Annotated in this window: 15 protein-coding genes; 6 read left to right on the forward strand and 9 right to left on the reverse strand. The window is 52.6% G+C overall.

Annotated elements, in window-relative coordinates; translation table 11 throughout:
* Positions 1 to 33 precede the first annotated feature (33 nt).
* The 6 genes from patD to FDW94_RS17175 form a co-directional block, all read right to left on the reverse strand.
* On the reverse strand, positions 34 to 1,461 hold the full coding sequence (gene patD / locus FDW94_RS17150; protein WP_003833127.1) for an aminobutyraldehyde dehydrogenase: 1,428 nt from the start codon (positions 1,459 to 1,461) through the stop codon (positions 34 to 36).
* A 21-nt stretch (positions 1,462 to 1,482) separates the two neighbouring features.
* A complete protein-coding gene (locus FDW94_RS17155; RefSeq protein WP_003020204.1) occupies positions 1,483 to 2,289 on the reverse strand; it encodes an ABC transporter permease in 807 nt (268 codons plus the stop codon).
* A complete protein-coding gene (locus tag FDW94_RS17160; protein WP_003833133.1) occupies positions 2,279 to 3,223 on the reverse strand; it encodes an ABC transporter permease in 945 nt (314 codons plus the stop codon). Before FDW94_RS17160 ends, FDW94_RS17155 begins: the two co-directional genes overlap by 11 nt.
* On the reverse strand, positions 3,224 to 4,240 hold the full coding sequence (locus tag FDW94_RS17165; RefSeq protein WP_048235324.1) for an ABC transporter ATP-binding protein: 1,017 nt from the start codon (positions 4,238 to 4,240) through the stop codon (positions 3,224 to 3,226). It lies immediately after the preceding gene.
* A 16-nt stretch (positions 4,241 to 4,256) separates the two neighbouring features.
* On the reverse strand, positions 4,257 to 5,402 hold the full coding sequence (gene ydcS, locus FDW94_RS17170) for a putative ABC transporter substrate-binding protein YdcS (RefSeq protein ID WP_137377952.1): 1,146 nt from the start codon (positions 5,400 to 5,402) through the stop codon (positions 4,257 to 4,259).
* 327 nt (positions 5,403 to 5,729) lie between these two features.
* Positions 5,730 to 7,139: a PLP-dependent aminotransferase family protein gene (locus tag FDW94_RS17175; RefSeq protein ID WP_008784843.1), complete on the reverse strand. Its 1,410-nt coding sequence runs from the start codon at positions 7,137 to 7,139 to the stop codon at positions 5,730 to 5,732.
* Positions 7,140 to 7,449: 310 nt separating this feature from the next.
* Here FDW94_RS17175 and FDW94_RS17180 point away from each other — a divergent pair, with 310 nt between their 5' ends.
* The 4 genes from FDW94_RS17180 (at position 7,450) to FDW94_RS17195 (ending at position 10,410) form a co-directional block, all read left to right on the forward strand.
* Complete coding sequence (locus FDW94_RS17180; RefSeq protein WP_060682173.1) at positions 7,450 to 8,853, forward strand: cytochrome ubiquinol oxidase subunit I; 1,404 nt, start codon at positions 7,450 to 7,452, stop codon at positions 8,851 to 8,853.
* Positions 8,853 to 9,863 (forward strand): cytochrome d ubiquinol oxidase subunit II, encoded by a 1,011-nt coding sequence (gene cydB / locus FDW94_RS17185; protein ID WP_111465540.1) that lies wholly within the window; start codon positions 8,853 to 8,855, stop codon positions 9,861 to 9,863. Before FDW94_RS17180 ends, cydB begins: the two co-directional genes overlap by 1 nt.
* Positions 9,863 to 9,988 carry a DUF2474 domain-containing protein gene (locus FDW94_RS17190; RefSeq protein ID WP_137377953.1) on the forward strand — a complete coding sequence of 42 codons (126 nt, stop codon included), beginning with the start codon at positions 9,863 to 9,865 and terminating at the stop codon, positions 9,986 to 9,988. The genes cydB and FDW94_RS17190 overlap by 1 nt, the downstream gene beginning before the upstream one ends.
* 191 nt (positions 9,989 to 10,179) lie before the next feature.
* Positions 10,180 to 10,410: a DUF2554 family protein gene (locus FDW94_RS17195; RefSeq protein ID WP_003020233.1), complete on the forward strand. Its 231-nt coding sequence runs from the start codon at positions 10,180 to 10,182 to the stop codon at positions 10,408 to 10,410.
* A 3-nt stretch (positions 10,411 to 10,413) separates the two neighbouring features.
* Here FDW94_RS17195 and rlhA read toward each other — a convergent pair whose 3' ends face one another.
* Together rlhA and FDW94_RS17205 are read right to left on the reverse strand one after the other, a co-directional pair.
* The gene (gene rlhA, locus FDW94_RS17200; RefSeq protein WP_137377954.1) at positions 10,414 to 12,375 is read right to left on the reverse strand and encodes a 23S rRNA 5-hydroxycytidine C2501 synthase; all 1,962 of its coding nucleotides are present in this window, start codon (positions 12,373 to 12,375) and stop codon (positions 10,414 to 10,416) included.
* 79 nt (positions 12,376 to 12,454) lie between these two features.
* Entirely contained in the window at positions 12,455 to 12,991 is a 537-nt protein-coding gene (locus tag FDW94_RS17205; protein WP_071446326.1) for an XRE family transcriptional regulator, read from the reverse strand.
* Between the two features lie 105 nt (positions 12,992 to 13,096).
* Between FDW94_RS17205 and FDW94_RS17210 the strand changes: the two genes are divergently transcribed.
* A complete protein-coding gene (locus tag FDW94_RS17210; protein ID WP_137377955.1) occupies positions 13,097 to 14,263 on the forward strand; it encodes a benzoate/H(+) symporter BenE family transporter in 1,167 nt (388 codons plus the stop codon).
* Here FDW94_RS17210 and FDW94_RS17215 read toward each other — a convergent pair.
* Positions 14,246 to 15,115 carry an AraC family transcriptional regulator gene (locus tag FDW94_RS17215; protein WP_048214144.1) on the reverse strand — a complete coding sequence of 290 codons (870 nt, stop codon included), beginning with the start codon at positions 15,113 to 15,115 and terminating at the stop codon, positions 14,246 to 14,248. The two genes, FDW94_RS17210 and FDW94_RS17215, sit on opposite strands and share 18 nt — an antisense overlap.
* A 185-nt stretch (positions 15,116 to 15,300) precedes the next feature.
* Here FDW94_RS17215 and FDW94_RS17220 point away from each other — a divergent pair, with 185 nt between their 5' ends.
* Positions 15,301 to 16,209, forward strand: a complete 909-nt coding sequence (locus FDW94_RS17220; RefSeq protein ID WP_032943534.1) for a DMT family transporter — start codon at positions 15,301 to 15,303, stop codon at positions 16,207 to 16,209.
* Positions 16,210 to 16,244 lie beyond the last annotated feature (35 nt).

The following is a 16,244-nucleotide window of genomic DNA, read 5'->3' on the forward strand; positions in this document are numbered from 1 at the left end:
TCCGTGCCCCATTCGCCGATCGCGCTTAAGATATTACTCATGCTTGATCATAACATGGCGAATAACCGTGTAATCCTCCAGCCCATAAACCGACATATCCTTTCCATAGCCAGACTGTTTTTGCCCACCGTGCGGCATCTCGCTAACCAGCGTGAAATGGGTATTGACCCAGGTACAACCATATTGCAGGCGAGCGCTAAAGCGATGCGCTCGCCCAACATCCCGGGTCCAGACGGAGGATGCCAGGCCGTATTTCGAATCGTTGGCCCATGCCAGCACCTGATCTTCATCATCAAATACGGTCACGCTGACCACCGGACCGAAAACTTCCCGCTGTACGATGGCATCGTCCTGCTTCGCCCCAGCAAGCAGCGTCGGGGCAAAATAGTAGCCCGAACCATCCACTTTTTTACCGCCGGTGATGACCTTAATATGGCCCAACGCTTTAGCTTCATCGACCGCTTTAGTCACGCGATCGAGATGTGCCTGCGAGCTCACTGGTCCCAGCTCGGTCGATTCATCATTCGGCGGACCAATTTTCAGGCTGGCAACGGCGGCGCCAAGTTTTTCGACCAGTGCATCATAAATGCCTTTCTGGGCATAAATTCGGCAAGCGGCGGTACAGTCTTGCCCGGCGTTGTAATAACCAAAGGTCCGCACGCCGCTCACCACTGCATCCAGATCGGCATCATCAAAAATGATCACCGGAGCTTTTCCGCCCAGTTCCATATGCGTACGCTTAATTGACGGCGCGGTGTGCTGAATAATGTGTTCACCGGTTGCAATGGAGCCGGTCAGCGAAACCATGCGCACTTTTTCATGACCGGTCAGCGGATCGCCCACCGTTTTACCGCGGCCAAACAGCACGTTAATCACGCCAGCCGGATAAATGTCTTTGGCAAATTCGGCCAATTTAAGCGCCGTCAGCGGGGTAATCTCTGACGGTTTAATCACCACGCAGTTTCCCGCCGCTAACGCTGGAGCCAGCTTCCACGCCGCCATCATCAGCGGATAGTTCCACGGCGCAATAGAAGCCACCACGCCCAGCGGATCACGGCGAATCATCGAGGTATGCCCTTCCAGATACTCACCGGCCGCCTGTCCTTGCAGGGTACGCGCCGCACCGGCGAAGAAGCGGAAAACATCGACAATAGCGGGAATTTCATCGTTGAGAACACAGTGCAGCGGTTTACCGCAGTTAAGTGATTCCAGCTCAGCGAAGGTTTGCGCGTTATCAGCAATAGCATCCGCTAGTTTCAGCAGCAGTTCAGAGCGGACTTTCGGCGTGGTTTGCCCCCAGGTGGCAAACGCGGCGTCTGCCGCACGTACAGCGGCATCAACCTGCATGGCTGACGCCTCAGCAATCTCCAGAATGAGTTCACCAGTGGCAGGGTTATAGACTGGCTGCTTTTCACCTTCACCGTTGACCAGCTCGCCATTAATCAGTAATTGATGTTGCATAGCAATTTCCCATATCGTCGTTTATTTACCGTTTCCGGCGAGAGTGTCGCCTTCACGCGTTAGCCACCAGGCCCCTAAAATTGGCAGTGTTGTCACCAGCATTACCAGCAATGCCACAACGTTGGTGACAGGCACATCCCGTGGACGGCCCAATTGATTGAGCAACCACAGAGGAAGTGTTCTTTCATGTCCGGCGGTGAACGTTGTCACGATGATTTCATCAAACGACAAGGCAAACGCCAGCATCCCCCCCGCCAGAAGTGCCGATGCCAGATTTGGCAGCACGACATAACGAAAGGTTTGCCAGCCATTGGCGCCAAGATCCATAGACGCTTCGACCAGACTCCATGAGGTACGGCGAAAACGCGCCACAACGTTGTTAAACACCACCACCACGCAAAACGTCGCATGGCCCACTACGATCGTGAGAAAACCCGGTTCCAGGTTGATGGTTTTAAACGCCGTCAACAGCGCAAGGCCGGTAATAATGCCCGGCAGCGCGATCGGCAATAGTAGCAACAGCGATATTGCACTTTTGCCAAAAAAGTCCCTACGCCACAGCGCGGCCGCGGCCAGCGTCCCCAGAACAAGGGCAATAGCTGTCGACAACGCTGCGATCTTAAGTGACAACGTCACAGATTCCAGGATATCGCTACGCTGCGCAGCAACGCTAAACCACTTCAGCGTTAATCCCTGGGGTGGAAAACTAAAAGCAGCCTCCTCAGTATTAAAAGCATAGGTGGCGATGATGAGGATGGGAAAGTGCAGGAAAATAACCCCGCCCCATGCCGCCAGTTTGAGTAGCCAGGGTGCGCGTTCAGAGTGCATCGAAAGCTCCCAGACGCTTCACGAACGCCAGATACAGTGCGATTAACACAATCGGCACCAGAGTAAATGCCGCCGCCATCGGCATATTGCCGATCGCCCCTTGTTGCGAATACACCATGTTGCCGATGAAATAACCCGGCGGTCCCACCAGTTGCGGCACAATAAAGTCACCCAACGTCAGAGAGAAGGTAAAGATCGAACCCGCTGCAATACCCGGTATCGCCAATGGAAGCACCACATAGCGGAAGGTTTGACGCGGACGCGCGCCCAAATCAGCAGAAGCCTGTAACAGCGACGGCGGAAGTCTCTCCAGCGCGGCCTGTACCGGCAGGATCATAAACGGCAGCCAGATATAGACGAACACCAGGAAACGCCCTAACCCTGAAGTCGACAGCGTATTGCCGCCTACCGCAGGCAATGTCAGGAACGAAAGCAGCAACGGCTCCAGCCCAAGGTGGGTTAAAAACCACTGCGCCACGCCGTCTTTAGCCAACAGCAGCGTCCACGCATAGGCTTTAACGATGTAGCTGGCCCACATTGGCAACATTACGGCAATGTAAAAAAAAGCCTTCATTTTGCCGCTGGTATAGCGAGCCATATACCACGCCATCGGAAACGCCAGAATCGCGCTGGCGATGGTGACCGCTACCGCCATCGTCAGAGTGCGCAAAATGATGTCGTAGTTAGCGGGATTAAACAGCGCCTGCAAATTCGCCAGCGTCAGGTCTGGTGTGACCGACATGGTGAAATCGTCGAAGGTATAAAAACCTTGCCACAACAGCGTCAGTAATGAGCCAAAGTAGACGATGCCAAACCACATCAGCGGTCCGAGGAGCAGCAAAAATAACCCCAACCCCGGATTACGCCAGAAGTAACCTGAGATCCGGTTCAGATTGGTCGACTGTGGAGGCGAATGTAAGACGTTCATAGCCATTCACCTCTCCTCAACCAGCGGTACCATCACGTCGCGTGACCAGGATGCCATCACCTGCTGACCTGGCGACAACGTTGACGGTAGCATTTCTCCCGTCAGGTTCGCCTGGCTAACCAGCAATTTTTCCCCTCCGGCGAGTTTTAGCTCAAACCGCGTCGCCGCCCCCTGATACTGCACCGCCTGAATAACCCCCCGGGCCTGAACTTCTCCTCCGGTATCATTCAAGCGAATGTGTTCCGGACGCAGGGAGAACATCCCCTGTAGCCCACAAACGTTCGCCGACATCGTCGCATCGAAGACATTGGACGTCCCGACGAAACTTGCCACAAACGGCGTACGTGGACGCATATACAGTTCACGCGGAGAATCTACCTGTTCAATGCGACCGTTATTAAACACCGCCACACGATCGGACATCGACAGGGCTTCCCCCTGATCGTGGGTAACAAAAATGAACGTGATGCCAAGAGATTGCTGTAATTTTTTCAGTTCCAGCTGCATCTGTTCACGCAATTTAAGATCCAATGCCCCGAGCGGCTCATCCAACAGCAGGACGCGCGGCTCATTGACCAGCGCCCGGGCAATCGCCACGCGCTGACGTTGCCCACCGGAAAGCTGCGACGGTTTACGCTCATGCACAAAACCGAGTGCGACCTTATCCAGCGCTTCACGTGCTTTCGCGTGGCGCTGTTTTTTATCGATGCCTTTGACCATCAGCCCGTAGGCGACGTTGTCGAGAATCGACATGTGCGGGAACAACGCGTAATCCTGAAATACCGTATTGACGTCCCGTTCCCAGGGCGGCAATTCGCTGGCCTGCTTACCAAAAATGGTAATTGCGCCGCCTGACAGCTGTTCAAACCCGGCAATCAGGCGCAGACAAGTGGTCTTGCCGGAGCCGGATGGCCCCAGCATAGAGAAAAACTCACCGTCGTTAATCGCAATACTTACCCCATCAACTGCACGAACATCCCCATACAAACGCGAGACGTTATGAAACTCCACTGCGTACGTCATAAAACCCCCAGTGGAATTAACGACCGCCCATAATGGCGATGTAATCCTGCGTCCAGCGACTGTAAGGAACGAATTTTCCACCTTCGGCAATCGGCGTTTTCCAGAAGGCAATTTTGTCAAAGTAGCCATAGCCGTTGGTTTCACAACCCTTTTCACCCAACAGAGGGCTGGCTTTACAACCTTCAGGTACCACTGGCAGAGAACCAAACCAGGCCGCTACGTCGCCCTGTACTTTCGGGGTTAATGACCAGTTCATCCATTTGTAAGCACAAACCGGGTGTTTCGCTTCACTGTGCAGCATGGTGGTATCAGCCCATCCGGTAACCCCTTCTTTTGGGAAAACCGTGGCAATTGGCTGACCTTCGCCTTTCAAGGCGTTAGCCTGATAAGGCCAGGCGCTTGACGCTACCACGCCTTCGTTTTTGAAATCGCTCATTTGCACGGTGGTATCGTGCCAATAGCGATGGATCAACGCGTGCTGATCGCTCAGGACTTTGATCACCGCCTGATACTGTTTTTCAGTGAGCTGATAGGGATCGGTAATACCCAACTGCGGCTGAGTGGCTTTAACGAATAACGCGGCATCGGCAATATAGATCGGGCCATCGTAGGCCTGAACGCGCCCTTTATTGCTTTTCCCATCCTCAAGTTTTTGCTCAACAAACACCACGCTCCAGCTATCCGGCGGCGTTGGAAAAATTTTGGTGTTATACATCAGCAGGTTTGGTCCCCACTGGTACGGTGTGCCGTAAACTTTTCCGCCAACGTTAAACCATTCGCCTTTTACCACGCGTGGATCGATGGTTTTCCAGTTAGGGATCAGCGCGGTATTAATTGGCTGAACGCGTTTTCCCATAATCAGGCGCAGTGAGGCATCACCAGAAGCGGTAACCAGGTCGTAGCCGCCTTTTGCCATCAGGCTGACCATTTCATCAGATGTGGCTGCCGTTTTTACATTAACCGCGCAGCCGGTATCTTTCTCAAACTGTGAGACCCAGTCATATTGCTTATCGGTTTGCCCACGTTCGATATAACCCGGCCAGGCAATAATATCCAGGCGGCCTTCCGGTTTATCTAATGATGTGGGGGGTTCGGCTGCCTGCGCAGTCATCAGCGTCATACTGAGTGCGCACAGGCTACTGAGGGCAAACTGCTTGCTCATAACGTCTTACTCCTGTCTAAAAAATATTGAGCGGCAGCCTTGCCGTAAATATATGTCCTTTTCTAAAAATAGTCGGGGTGTTGTAAGCGTTCCTGCTGGCGCAAGGAAATTTAATCAGGTTGTGAGCTAACGCTCATTACGCTACAGACTCTGACCTGGGGGTAATCTTCTGGAGTATAGACAAGGAGTTAGACGCAGAGGTGGCAATAGTAATAACTATTGATATTTTGTATGGACGCACCCGATATAAATAATACCGTGGTTCAGCATTCACTATTTCGAAAATAAGAACACGCTATTCATTTATATTGAATAGCGCGTTATGGTTTATTTCATCATTTCACGAATTAATTTACCAAGCTGTTTTACGGCCTGCTCTTCGCGATCTCCCCAGTGCCATGCAGTATTAAAACGAAAAAAACGTGTCCAGCTTCCCGAGGTCGAGAACATTTTCCCCGGCGCAATACTGATGTGGTGTGCCAGCGCATGGGTACTGAGCACACCGGCATCAAGCGGTTCCGGCAGCTCCAGCCACAGAAAATAACCGCTGTCGTTGTGGTGAATTTTGACTTCCGCCGGAAGATGACGCAGCAGCGTTTGCCAGGCCTGTTGTTTACGTTCCGCCAGTTGCCGACGCAAGCGCCGCAGATGCGCGTCATAGCGCCGGGTTGAAAGATAATCAACAAGGGCAAGCTGCATAGGCGAACTGGTAGATAAGGTGCTCATTAGCTGGAGTCGCTGAATACGCCGGGCATGTTTCCCTGCTGCTACCCAGCCAATACGAAATCCTGGTACCAGACACTTCGAGAAGGACGAACAATGCAGAACGCTGTCGGCGCGATCCCAGGCTTTGGCGGGCAACGGTTTTTCGCGGCCAAAGTACAGCTCGCTGTAAACATCATCTTCAATCAGTATTACGTGGTATTTTTCCAGCAAGGCAACCAGACGCGCCTTTTTCTCTGCGCTGAGCGTAAAACCCAGTGGATTTTGGCTGTTTGTCATTAGCCAGCAAGCTTTTACCGGGTACTCCTGCAACGCCTGCTCCAGCGCGGTGAGATCGATCCCCTCTTTTACGTCGGTGGCAATCGAAAGCGCCTTCAGACGTAATCGCTCCAGGGCCTGCAACGCCCCGTAAAAGCAGGGGTTTTCGACAATTACCCAATCACCCGGTTCGGTGACTGCTTGCAGGCTCAGGTTGAGGGCTTCCATCGCGCCGGTGGTGATGACGATTTCATCAGGTGAAATGGTCATCCCCTGTTGAGCATAGCGACGGGCAATGGCATGACGCAGCTCAGCATTCCCCGGCGGCAGGTTTTCAATCACGCTCATGGCGGTGGCAGTTTTACTCACCTGCGCCAACGAGCGGTTCAACTGCTGAAGTGGAAACAGACGCGGGTCGGGGAATGCGGAGGCAAAGGGCATCACTGACGCATCCCGGCTGGCCTGCAACATATCAAAAATGTAGGTATTGATATCCACCGCTTCATCGCGCATGACCTGCACCTGCGGCGCAGCAAATTCACGTTCGGGGCGCGCGGCGACATAATAGCCAGACTGCGGTCGGGCAATAATCCGCCCCTGGCTTTCCAGCAACTGGTATGCGTGTCCGACGGTCATAAAACTCATTCCGCTGCTGACCACCTGCTCACGCAAGGATGGCAAGCGATCGCCTGGCTGCCATACGCCAGACGCAATTTGATCGCGAATTTGCTCTGCCAGTCGCTGGTACTTTTTCATTTTTCGTCCTGATTACCGGTGTCGGTGACAACCACTGTGTATATCAGTTTACATAATCAGGGTATTTTATTTAACTGTTATAGTTAACAGTTTTACAACATCGGTAATGAGAGTTCTTTGCCTACGGCGCGTATTTCAAGAAGAGAACGCTATTCAATAACAGGAATCAAGCTTCCAGATTTCATATCAGCGAGTGCAACTTATAACAGCGCTGCAACTGTTATGGTTAAAAAGAACTGTTCTGTTTCTGCCTTCCATTGCTCCTCAGACTTAGAATTGCGCTAAATCAATTTTGCCTGCGGAGTTAAGCATGTTCGGTCTTGACGCGTTTCACCTGGCAAGGATCCAGTTCGCGTTTACGGTATCCTTTCACATCATCTTTCCGGCTATTACTATCGGGCTCGCCAGTTATCTGGCTGTGCTGGAAGGGCTATGGCTAAAAACGAAAAATCCCACCTGGCGATCGCTTTACCATTTCTGGTCGAAAATATTCGCCGTAAATTTTGGTATGGGTGTAGTTTCCGGGCTGGTGATGGCTTATCAGTTCGGCACCAACTGGAGTGGTTTTTCCGAGTTCGCCGGGAGTATCACTGGGCCGTTACTGACCTATGAAGTATTAACCGCCTTCTTCCTCGAAGCTGGTTTCCTTGGGGTGATGTTGTTTGGCTGGAATCGGGTTGGTCCAGGACTTCATTTCTTTGCCACCTGCATGGTCGCACTGGGTACCATTATTTCAACCTTCTGGATCCTCGCCTCCAACAGCTGGATGCAGACACCGCAAGGCTATGAAATAGTTAACGGCCAGGTCGTTCCCGTCGACTGGTTCGCCGTTATTTTCAATCCCTCATTCCCCTATCGTCTGCTGCATATGTCGGTTGCCGCCTTCCTGAGTAGCGCGTTGTTTGTTGCTGCCTCGGGGGCATGGCATTTGCTGCGCGGGAATAACACACCAGCAATTCGAGCGATGTTTTCGATGGCGCTGTGGATGACATTAATCGTCGCTCCACTGCAGGCCTTGATTGGCGATATGCACGGTTTGAATACGCTGAAGCATCAGCCGGCAAAAATTGCTGCGATTGAAGGACACTGGGAAAATCGCCCCGGTGAACCGACTCCGCTGCTGCTGTTCGGCTGGCCGGATATGGAGCAGGAACGCACCCGCTATGGGCTGGAAATCCCGGCGCTGGGCAGTCTGATCCTGACCCATAGTCTGGACAAACAGGTCCCGGCCCTAAAAGAGTTTCCTAAAGAAGACAGGCCCAACTCCACTATGGTGTTCTGGTCGTTTCGCATAATGGCCGGGCTAGGCATGCTGATGATCCTGTTGGGCGCGTTTGCCCTGTGGCTGCGCTATAAGCAGCGTTTATACACCTCGCGCCCTTTTCTGCGCTTTGCCTTATGGATGGGTCCTTCCGGTCTGATTGCCATCCTTGCCGGTTGGGTGACCACTGAAGTTGGCCGTCAGCCGTGGGTGGTTTACGGTCTGCAACGTACGGCGGATGCGGTTTCTGCACATGGCGATTTGCATATGAGCATCAGCCTGCTGTCCTTCTTTGTGGTGTACAGCTCAGTGTTTGGCGTGGGTTACAGCTACATGATCCGCCTGATCCGTAAAGGGCCACAGGAAGATGACCCGACCATTCCGCCGACAGGCACGCCTGCCCGGCCGCTTTCAGCCGCCGTCCTCGATTCTCAACCGGAGGCACATCGCTAATGGGTATCGATTTATCAGTTATCTGGTTTGTAATTATCGTCTTCGCCACGCTGATGTATATCGTGATGGACGGTTTTGATCTCGGGATTGGCATTTTATTCCCAGCGATTCAGGACGCTGACGACCGCGATGTTATGGTCAACAGCGTAGCCCCGGTATGGGACGGCAATGAAACCTGGCTGGTATTGGGCGGAGCCGGATTATTCGGCGCTTTCCCCCTGGCCTATGCGGTGATCGTCGATGCGCTGACCATCCCGCTGACGCTGATGCTGATCGGTCTGATTTTTCGCGGCGTCGCGTTCGAGTTTCGCTTCAAAGCCACACCGGCTCACCGACCATTCTGGGATAAAGCCTTTCTCGGCGGTTCAATCCTCGCGACATTCACGCAAGGTGTCGTGGTGGGTGCCGTACTCAACGGGTTTTCCGTTACCGGACGCAGCTACAGCGGCGGTCCTTTCGACTGGTTGACCCCGTTCACGTTGTTCTGCGGCGTTGGTCTGGTCGTGGCTTACGCCCTGCTGGGGGCGACATGGCTGGTGATGAAAAGCGAAAATCCGTTGCAGGATAAAATGCGCAGTGTGGCCAAAAAACTGCTGCTGGCAATGTTGGTTGTGATTGCCATTATCAGCCTGTGGACACCACTGGCACATAGCGCGATTGCCGAGCGTTGGTTTAGCCTGCCCAACCTTTGGTTCCTGATGCCGGTTCCGCTGCTGGTTGCGCTTATCAGTCTCTGGCTGTGGCGTTCGCTGGGGCAACATAACTGCCATACGCTGCCTTTTGTATTAACGCTGGGGCTGATTTTTCTCGGGTTTAGCGGGCTGGGGATCAGTATCTGGCCACATATCATTCCACCGTCTATTACGCTCTGGCAGGCGGCGGCTCCGGCACAAAGTCAGGGCTTTATGTTGGTTGGCGCACTGCTGATTATCCCGATAATCCTGGTGTACACCTTCTGGAGCTACTACGTTTTCCGCGGCAAAGTTCAACATGGTGAGGGGTATCATTGATGAAACAAACAATCTGGAAACGCCTGATGTGGCTGGTGATCCTCTGGGGCGGCAGCGTGCTGGCCCTGGCCGCCGTTGGTATGTTCTTTCGTCTCCTGATGACGGCCGCCGGATTCAAGTCCTGAATCTCGCCCTGATAACACCCGGTCAGCGGGCTGCACTGCCCGGGTGTTACAAATCCCAACATCGACTAAACAAAAATGTAAAAAACATCGAAATGGCAAAACAGAGATTGTCATTAACCCGATTAAAATATTGAATAGTCACCGGGCGAAATTATCGCCAATTCCGCAGCTAACGTACCAGAGGGTGCATGATGTTTAAGAAAGGGTTAACGGTGTTATTGCTGGCCAGCGCGCTTTTTTCCGGTCAACTTTTCGCTACTAATCAGGGACATGAATATCTTCAGGTGCAGGATGCCGATCATTTACTACGACACACGGCCGACAGCGATGAACTTCGAGTGACGGCGGAAGAATCCGCCGCCGATCTTCGTGAACACCATCACTGGCAAAAATCACGCAAACCCGATACACATCTGAGCTAACGATTAACCTTTGCGCTTCGGCAGTGTCTTCATCAGTTCTTCTGGACTGACCGAAGCCACGACGCTGCCCGGCAACGGCATCTTCAGAATGTGGTGCTTCATCTTGCCGATTACGTGCATTTCGCACGGTCGGCAATCAAATTTCAGCGTCAGGACTTCATCGCCGTTAACCAGTTGCATCGGTGTTGCTTTCCAGCTTTTGATGTTACCTTTCGCCTGTTTCGGACACAGGTTAAAGGCGAAACGCAGGCAATGTTTGGTGATCATCACCGGCACTTCGCCCTTTTCTTCATGTGCTTCATAGGCTGCATCAATCAACTGAACGCCATAACGGTGATAAAACTCACGCGCTTTTTGGTTGTAGACGTTAGCCAGAAAACTCAAGTGCGTTTGTGGATAAACCGGCGCTGGCTGAGATACCGGTTTGCGGTTACCGCGCTGATAGCTTTGCAGGCGCGCTGCATCCAGCATATCAACGGCTTCACGCCGGAACTGATTTAGTTGACCGTTTGGCACGAACAGCGCGCCCGGCAGATTCACCTGAATATTGCGGGCGTAGTACATCGTCTGACCAAGTTTTGCCAGTCCGTCCTGTAGGTTACTCAACGCTTTTTCCGCATTGTTCGCTTCCTCAAACTGGCCGTCCAACGTATGGGTGATACTCACGCCCTCTTCACTGGTGAGCGTTAGAATCAACTGCTCCTGCCAGCCGCCGAGCTCAATATCGATCGCAACACGGCGTTCGCTGGAAGTTTTTGTTAACGCTTGCTGCCAGTTATGATCGAGGTTGCGATTCAGCGGATGATGCGGACGCACTTTGTGCAGATCGGCGGGCATTTCATTCGGCCATACCCGATAACGATTGTTCCCCATTTTTTCCACGGTGTTGGCGCGGAATCCAACCACCTCACGTTTGATTAACACGTTCAGGCCATCCCCGTTTGCCAGCGGTTCAGTCACCTCAACATCGAGATGATCTTTCGCCACCTTCAGGACTTCGCCGACCGGCAAACCGATAAACTTTGGTGAGTCGAATGCGCCGATATCCCCTTTACGGGCATTCACAAAATAATCGGTACTGCCGCGATGGAAGGTTTTCTCTGTGGATGGGGTAAAGAAATGTTCGGTGCGTCCCGCTGATGAACGGGCCAGATCGCCGCGTTCTTCAATGATGGCGTCGAGCATCTGGCGATAATGCGCGGTAATATTCTTCACATAACTCATGTCCTTATAGCGCCCTTCAATTTTGAAGGAACGCACACCTGCGTCAATCAACGCACCCAGGTTGGCGGTCTGATCGTTATCTTTCATCGACAGCAGATGTTTTTCATAGGATACCACGCGCCCCTGATCGTCTTTCAGGGTATACGGCAGACGGCAAGCCTGGGAACAGTCGCCGCGGTTAGCGCTGCGTCCGGTTTGTGCATGTGAAATATAACACTGCCCTGAATAGGCAACGCACAGCGCACCGTGAATGAAAAACTCAATGGTCGCATCGGTAGCCTGATGGATAGCGTTAATCTGCTCAAGGCTCAGTTCGCGCGCCAGCACAATCTGGGTGAATCCCACATCGGATAGAAATTTCGCCTTCTCAACGCTGCGAATATCGCACTGGGTGCTGGCGTGCAGTTCAATCGGGGGAATATCCAGTTCCAGAATCCCCATATCCTGCACGATCAAGGCATCAACGCCGGTCTGATACAGATCGGTAATTAACCGTTGTGCGGGCTCCAGCTCATCATCATGCAAGATCGTGTTTAGCGTCACAAAGATTTTTGCCCCGTAACGATGGGCAAAAGGCACTAATTCGGCAATATCTTTCAGGCTATTACTGGCGTTATGACGCGCGCCAAAACCTGGTCCACCAATGTAAACGGCGTCTGCGCCGTGCAAAATGGCTTCGCGCGCAATGGCGGTATCCCGAGCCGGGCTTAACAATTCAAGGTGATGAGGCTGCTGGCGCATACAGTTGTTACCATCCACAAGCGGTAAAAATGGCGGTTATTGTAGTCACAAGCGCGGCGTTTCGGAATAGTTTTCCCGATTAACCGCGTGGGTAATGGATCAGCGAATGAAAATGAACCGTTTGCTCGCTACTGTTACGGTAGCTATGTGCCGTATCTCCGGCGAAACGGACACCCTCACCGGATTTAAAGGTGCGCCACTGCCCCTCAATACACATATCCAGCAGGCCACTAATCACCACCACGTGCTCAATTACGCCGGTTTCATGCGGAGTAGATTCACTGAGCGCGCCGGGTGCCAGCAGTATCGAAAAATGATCGAAGCACAGTTGCGGATCCCACGGGAACAACGGTGTGACGACCATCGCCTGCTGCTGGGGATCGAATGTTAGCGTGCCGTCTGACTCTGGTGGTGAAATAAACGTTGAAAACGGGACGTTCAGTCCGGTGGCTATTTTCCACAATGTTGCCACCGTTGGACTGGATTCGTTGCGCTCAATCTGCCCCAGCATCGCTTTTGACACGCCAGTTTCCTCCGCCAGACGCGAAAGGCTCCATTCACGCTGGTGACGTAGCGTCTTGAGCGTTGTGGCCAAATAGTGGGTTAAGTTGTCCATTTTTCTCCTTCGTCGCTCTCCTTTCTCAGGGCTACAGCTTAGCACTTGTACGCTATAACGCACAGTGTTACAGTGACTGACCGTTATAACGCACGCGGAGTTGCTATGCGCACATTTTCCATCCCCCTGCCTACAGTTTTGTCGGGTTTTGTGGCAGTCCTGGTCGGCTACGCCAGTTCAGCGGCCATTATCTGGCAAGCGGCGCTCGCCGCAGGTGCGACGACCGGACAAATCGCAGGCTGGATGACCGCACTAGGGCTAGCAATGGGGGTCAGTACGCTGGCGCTGACATTGTGGTATCGCGCCCCTGTACTTACCGCATGGTCAACGCCCGGTGCCGCGCTGCTGGTGACGGGCCTGCAAGGGGTATCGATTCAGGATGCTATCGGTGTTTTTATCGTAGCTAATGCATTGATTGTGCTGTGCGGTATAACCGGGCTGTTTGCCCGCCTGATGAAAATTATTCCCCACTCGCTGGCATCGGCCATGCTGGCCGGGATCTTGCTGCGTTTTGGTTTGCAGGCGTTCAATAGCCTGAACAGTGAGCTTATCTTGTGCGGCAGCATGCTGCTGGCGTGGTTGGTACTAAAAGTAATCGCCCCACGGTATGCCGTTATCGCCGCAATGTTGGTAGGTATAGCCATCGCCCTGGTTAAAGGTGACATTGTCACCGATGGTGTTAATCTGTCACCGGTGTTGCCAGCGTTTATTGCACCACACTTTTCATTAGCCCACAGTATCAGTATTGCGCTACCGCTGTTTCTGGTCACTATGGCTTCGCAAAATGCCCCAGGTATTGCGACCATGAAAGCATCTGGATATTCGTTACCCGTTTCACCCCTGATTGTTTTTACGGGTCTGTTGGCACTGCTATTTTCGCCGTTTGGCGTCTATTCTATCTGCATCGCCGCCATAACCGCCGCAATTTGCCAAAGCCCCGAAGCCCATCCAGATGCAAATCGACGCTGGCTCGCCGCAGCGGCAGCGGGTGTCTTTTACATTCTGGCTGGGGTGTTTGGCGGTTCGGTCACAGGACTGATGGCAGCCCTGCCCGTAAGCTGGATCCAGATGCTTGCTGGTCTGGCATTACTCGGCACGATTAGCGGTAGTTTATTTCAAGCCTTACATAATGAAGCCGAACGCGATGCGGCTATCGTGACTTTTCTGGTTACGGCCAGTGGTCTGACGGTATTAGGTGTTGGGTCTGCATTCTGGGGGCTGATCGTCGGCGGTATCTGCTACTCAGTGTTGACGTTATTTCGCCGCGCGTAGCTGCGTTGGCGTTTTACCCGTCACTTGTTTAAACCGGTTACTGAAATGGCTCGCCGAACTGAACCCACAGGCCATTGCAATATCCGACAGGCTGCGTGATGAACAACAGACCAGTTGCTGCGCCAGCGCCATACGGCGTTGCATGACGTACTGATGAGGCGCCATATTCATCGACTGGCGAAACATTCTGGCAAAATGGAATTCACTTAGCGCTGCTTCACCTGCCAGATCGCTCAACGTTATGGGATACGCCAGATGTGCTTCAATATAGGCCAGCACGTTGCGCAATGTGGCAGGCGCAAGCCCTCCGGTGACAACGGGAAGTCGCCATTGCACATTGCTGTAATGCTGGATCAGATGCGTTAACAGTAGTGAAGATGCTGCGCTAAGCGTGAGGTGATTGGCCGGTTGCTGCCAGTCGTTACCAAGCAAAAACTGACGGTAAACCGCCGTGATCCCCGGGTCACTGCCAAACGTATGCTCGTCCAGCGTGAAACTATAGGGGCTTTTGTCCCAAACTTTTTCACCCACTTCGCGCAAATGGGCGTCTGTACAATAGAGATGAACAAAGGAAAGATCGTCACGAATATCCCAACTGGACTCACTCTCCTTCGGCATCAGGCAAAAACGGTCTGGTCCCCCGCCATTCTTCCAGCCTCCCGCCGTCTTGTGGTAACTCTCGTAACCATCTGCGATGTATAAACTGAGCGTATGGTGATCGCAATATTGGGTGATGGTATCGCGTTTGTTCGACCAGGCCGCCAGTTGGATCCCTGAATGTAACGCAACCGATTCATGCAGCACGGCATTATGTTTGCGCAAGTTTTCAAAGGCACCGTAGGGCTGAGACATACCATCACATTCAAAAATAAGTTAGCAGGCTTTCAGTCTATATCAGCTACATATCGTTAACAGCTGCCTTTTCACTATTACGCAAAAAAAAGCGCAAGATTTTGCAAGTCCACCGCAAGCCGATGAAAGTCTCCTGCATTCCGTCGTGACACAGTGTAAGTCTGACGACAAAAAGAGAGAGTTGTATGAACGCACTGTTGTACTGCCTGGTGGTGGTTATTTGGGGAACGACATGGATTGCGATTTATTTGCAGCAAGGTCCGGTTTCTGCACCGGTTTCTATCTTTTGGCGCTTCGCCGTTGCCAGCTCGGTGATGATAGTGATCCTGTTGCTAAGCGGTAAATTACGCAAACTGTCTGGCCGCGATCATCTGTTTTGTCTGTTACAGGGCGGATGCGTTTTTTGCTTTAACTTCTGGTGTTTTTATACGGCTGCGGCGTGGATTAATACCGGCCTGGAGTCGGTGATTTTCTCGATGGCCGTCCTGTTCAATGCAGTCAATAGCTTCATCTTTTTTGGGCAAAAACCACCGCTGCGCTTCTATATTGCAGCGGGTTTGGGACTAACGGGCATCGTGACTCTGTTCTGGCAGGATTTGCTCAACAGCGGGTTTAATCATTCACTGTTACTGGGCATCGGTTTAAGCGCTTTGGGAACCTTCGGCTTCTCATTAGGTAATATGATCAGCCTGCGTCACCAGAAAAAAGGGCTGGAAGTGTTAACAACCAACAGTTGGGCCATGCTGTACGGTACGCTGCTGATCGCTGCCATTGCGCTGGTGCGCGGCGACAACTTCACGCCACAGTGGACATTCAGCTATCTTAGCGCGCTGTTATATCTGGCTATTTTCGGCTCAGTGATTGCCTTTGGCGCTTATTTCACGCTGGTAGGTCGCATTGGTCCCAGTAAGGCGGCATACAGCACGCTGCTGTTCCCGCTGGTGGCGCTGACGCTGTCAACATTGTATGAAGGATACATCTGGCAAGTTAACGCGATTGCTGGACTCGTGTTGATCTTACTGGGAAATCTGGTGATGTTTGCCCGACCGGAAGCGCTGATGGGTAAACTACTCTACCGTCGTCGTGTGGCATAAAAAAACGCACCATCCTGAGATGGTGCGTTCATCAT

The sequence above is a fragment of the Citrobacter sp. wls757 genome (assembly GCF_005280935.1).
In the GTDB taxonomy this organism is placed as follows: domain Bacteria; phylum Pseudomonadota; class Gammaproteobacteria; order Enterobacterales; family Enterobacteriaceae; genus Citrobacter; species Citrobacter portucalensis.

What these genes read in the sequence shown, in the direction of transcription:
- FDW94_RS17215 (WP_048214144.1), bottom strand. Translation starts at nt 15,115, where the DNA reads ATGTCTCAGCCCTACGGTGCCTTTGAAAACTTGCGCAAACATAATGCC.
- rlhA (WP_137377954.1), bottom strand. Translation starts at nt 12,375, where the DNA reads ATGCGCCAGCAGCCTCATCACCTTGAATTGTTAAGCCCGGCTCGGGAT.
- FDW94_RS17210 (WP_137377955.1), top strand. Translation starts at nt 13,097, where the DNA reads ATGCGCACATTTTCCATCCCCCTGCCTACAGTTTTGTCGGGTTTTGTG.
- FDW94_RS17180 (WP_060682173.1), top strand. Translation starts at nt 7,450, where the DNA reads ATGTTCGGTCTTGACGCGTTTCACCTGGCAAGGATCCAGTTCGCGTTT.
- FDW94_RS17205 (WP_071446326.1), bottom strand. Translation starts at nt 12,991, where the DNA reads ATGGACAACTTAACCCACTATTTGGCCACAACGCTCAAGACGCTACGT.
- FDW94_RS17195 (WP_003020233.1), top strand. Translation starts at nt 10,180, where the DNA reads ATGTTTAAGAAAGGGTTAACGGTGTTATTGCTGGCCAGCGCGCTTTTT.
- FDW94_RS17190 (WP_137377953.1), top strand. Translation starts at nt 9,863, where the DNA reads ATGAAACAAACAATCTGGAAACGCCTGATGTGGCTGGTGATCCTCTGG.
- FDW94_RS17155 (WP_003020204.1), bottom strand. Translation starts at nt 2,289, where the DNA reads ATGCACTCTGAACGCGCACCCTGGCTACTCAAACTGGCGGCATGGGGC.
- cydB (WP_111465540.1), top strand. Translation starts at nt 8,853, where the DNA reads ATGGGTATCGATTTATCAGTTATCTGGTTTGTAATTATCGTCTTCGCC.
- FDW94_RS17175 (WP_008784843.1), bottom strand. Translation starts at nt 7,139, where the DNA reads ATGAAAAAGTACCAGCGACTGGCAGAGCAAATTCGCGATCAAATTGCG.
- patD (WP_003833127.1), bottom strand. Translation starts at nt 1,461, where the DNA reads ATGCAACATCAATTACTGATTAATGGCGAGCTGGTCAACGGTGAAGGT.
- FDW94_RS17160 (WP_003833133.1), bottom strand. Translation starts at nt 3,223, where the DNA reads ATGGCTATGAACGTCTTACATTCGCCTCCACAGTCGACCAATCTGAAC.
- FDW94_RS17220 (WP_032943534.1), top strand. Translation starts at nt 15,301, where the DNA reads ATGAACGCACTGTTGTACTGCCTGGTGGTGGTTATTTGGGGAACGACA.
- ydcS (WP_137377952.1), bottom strand. Translation starts at nt 5,402, where the DNA reads ATGAGCAAGCAGTTTGCCCTCAGTAGCCTGTGCGCACTCAGTATGACG.
- FDW94_RS17165 (WP_048235324.1), bottom strand. Translation starts at nt 4,240, where the DNA reads ATGACGTACGCAGTGGAGTTTCATAACGTCTCGCGTTTGTATGGGGAT.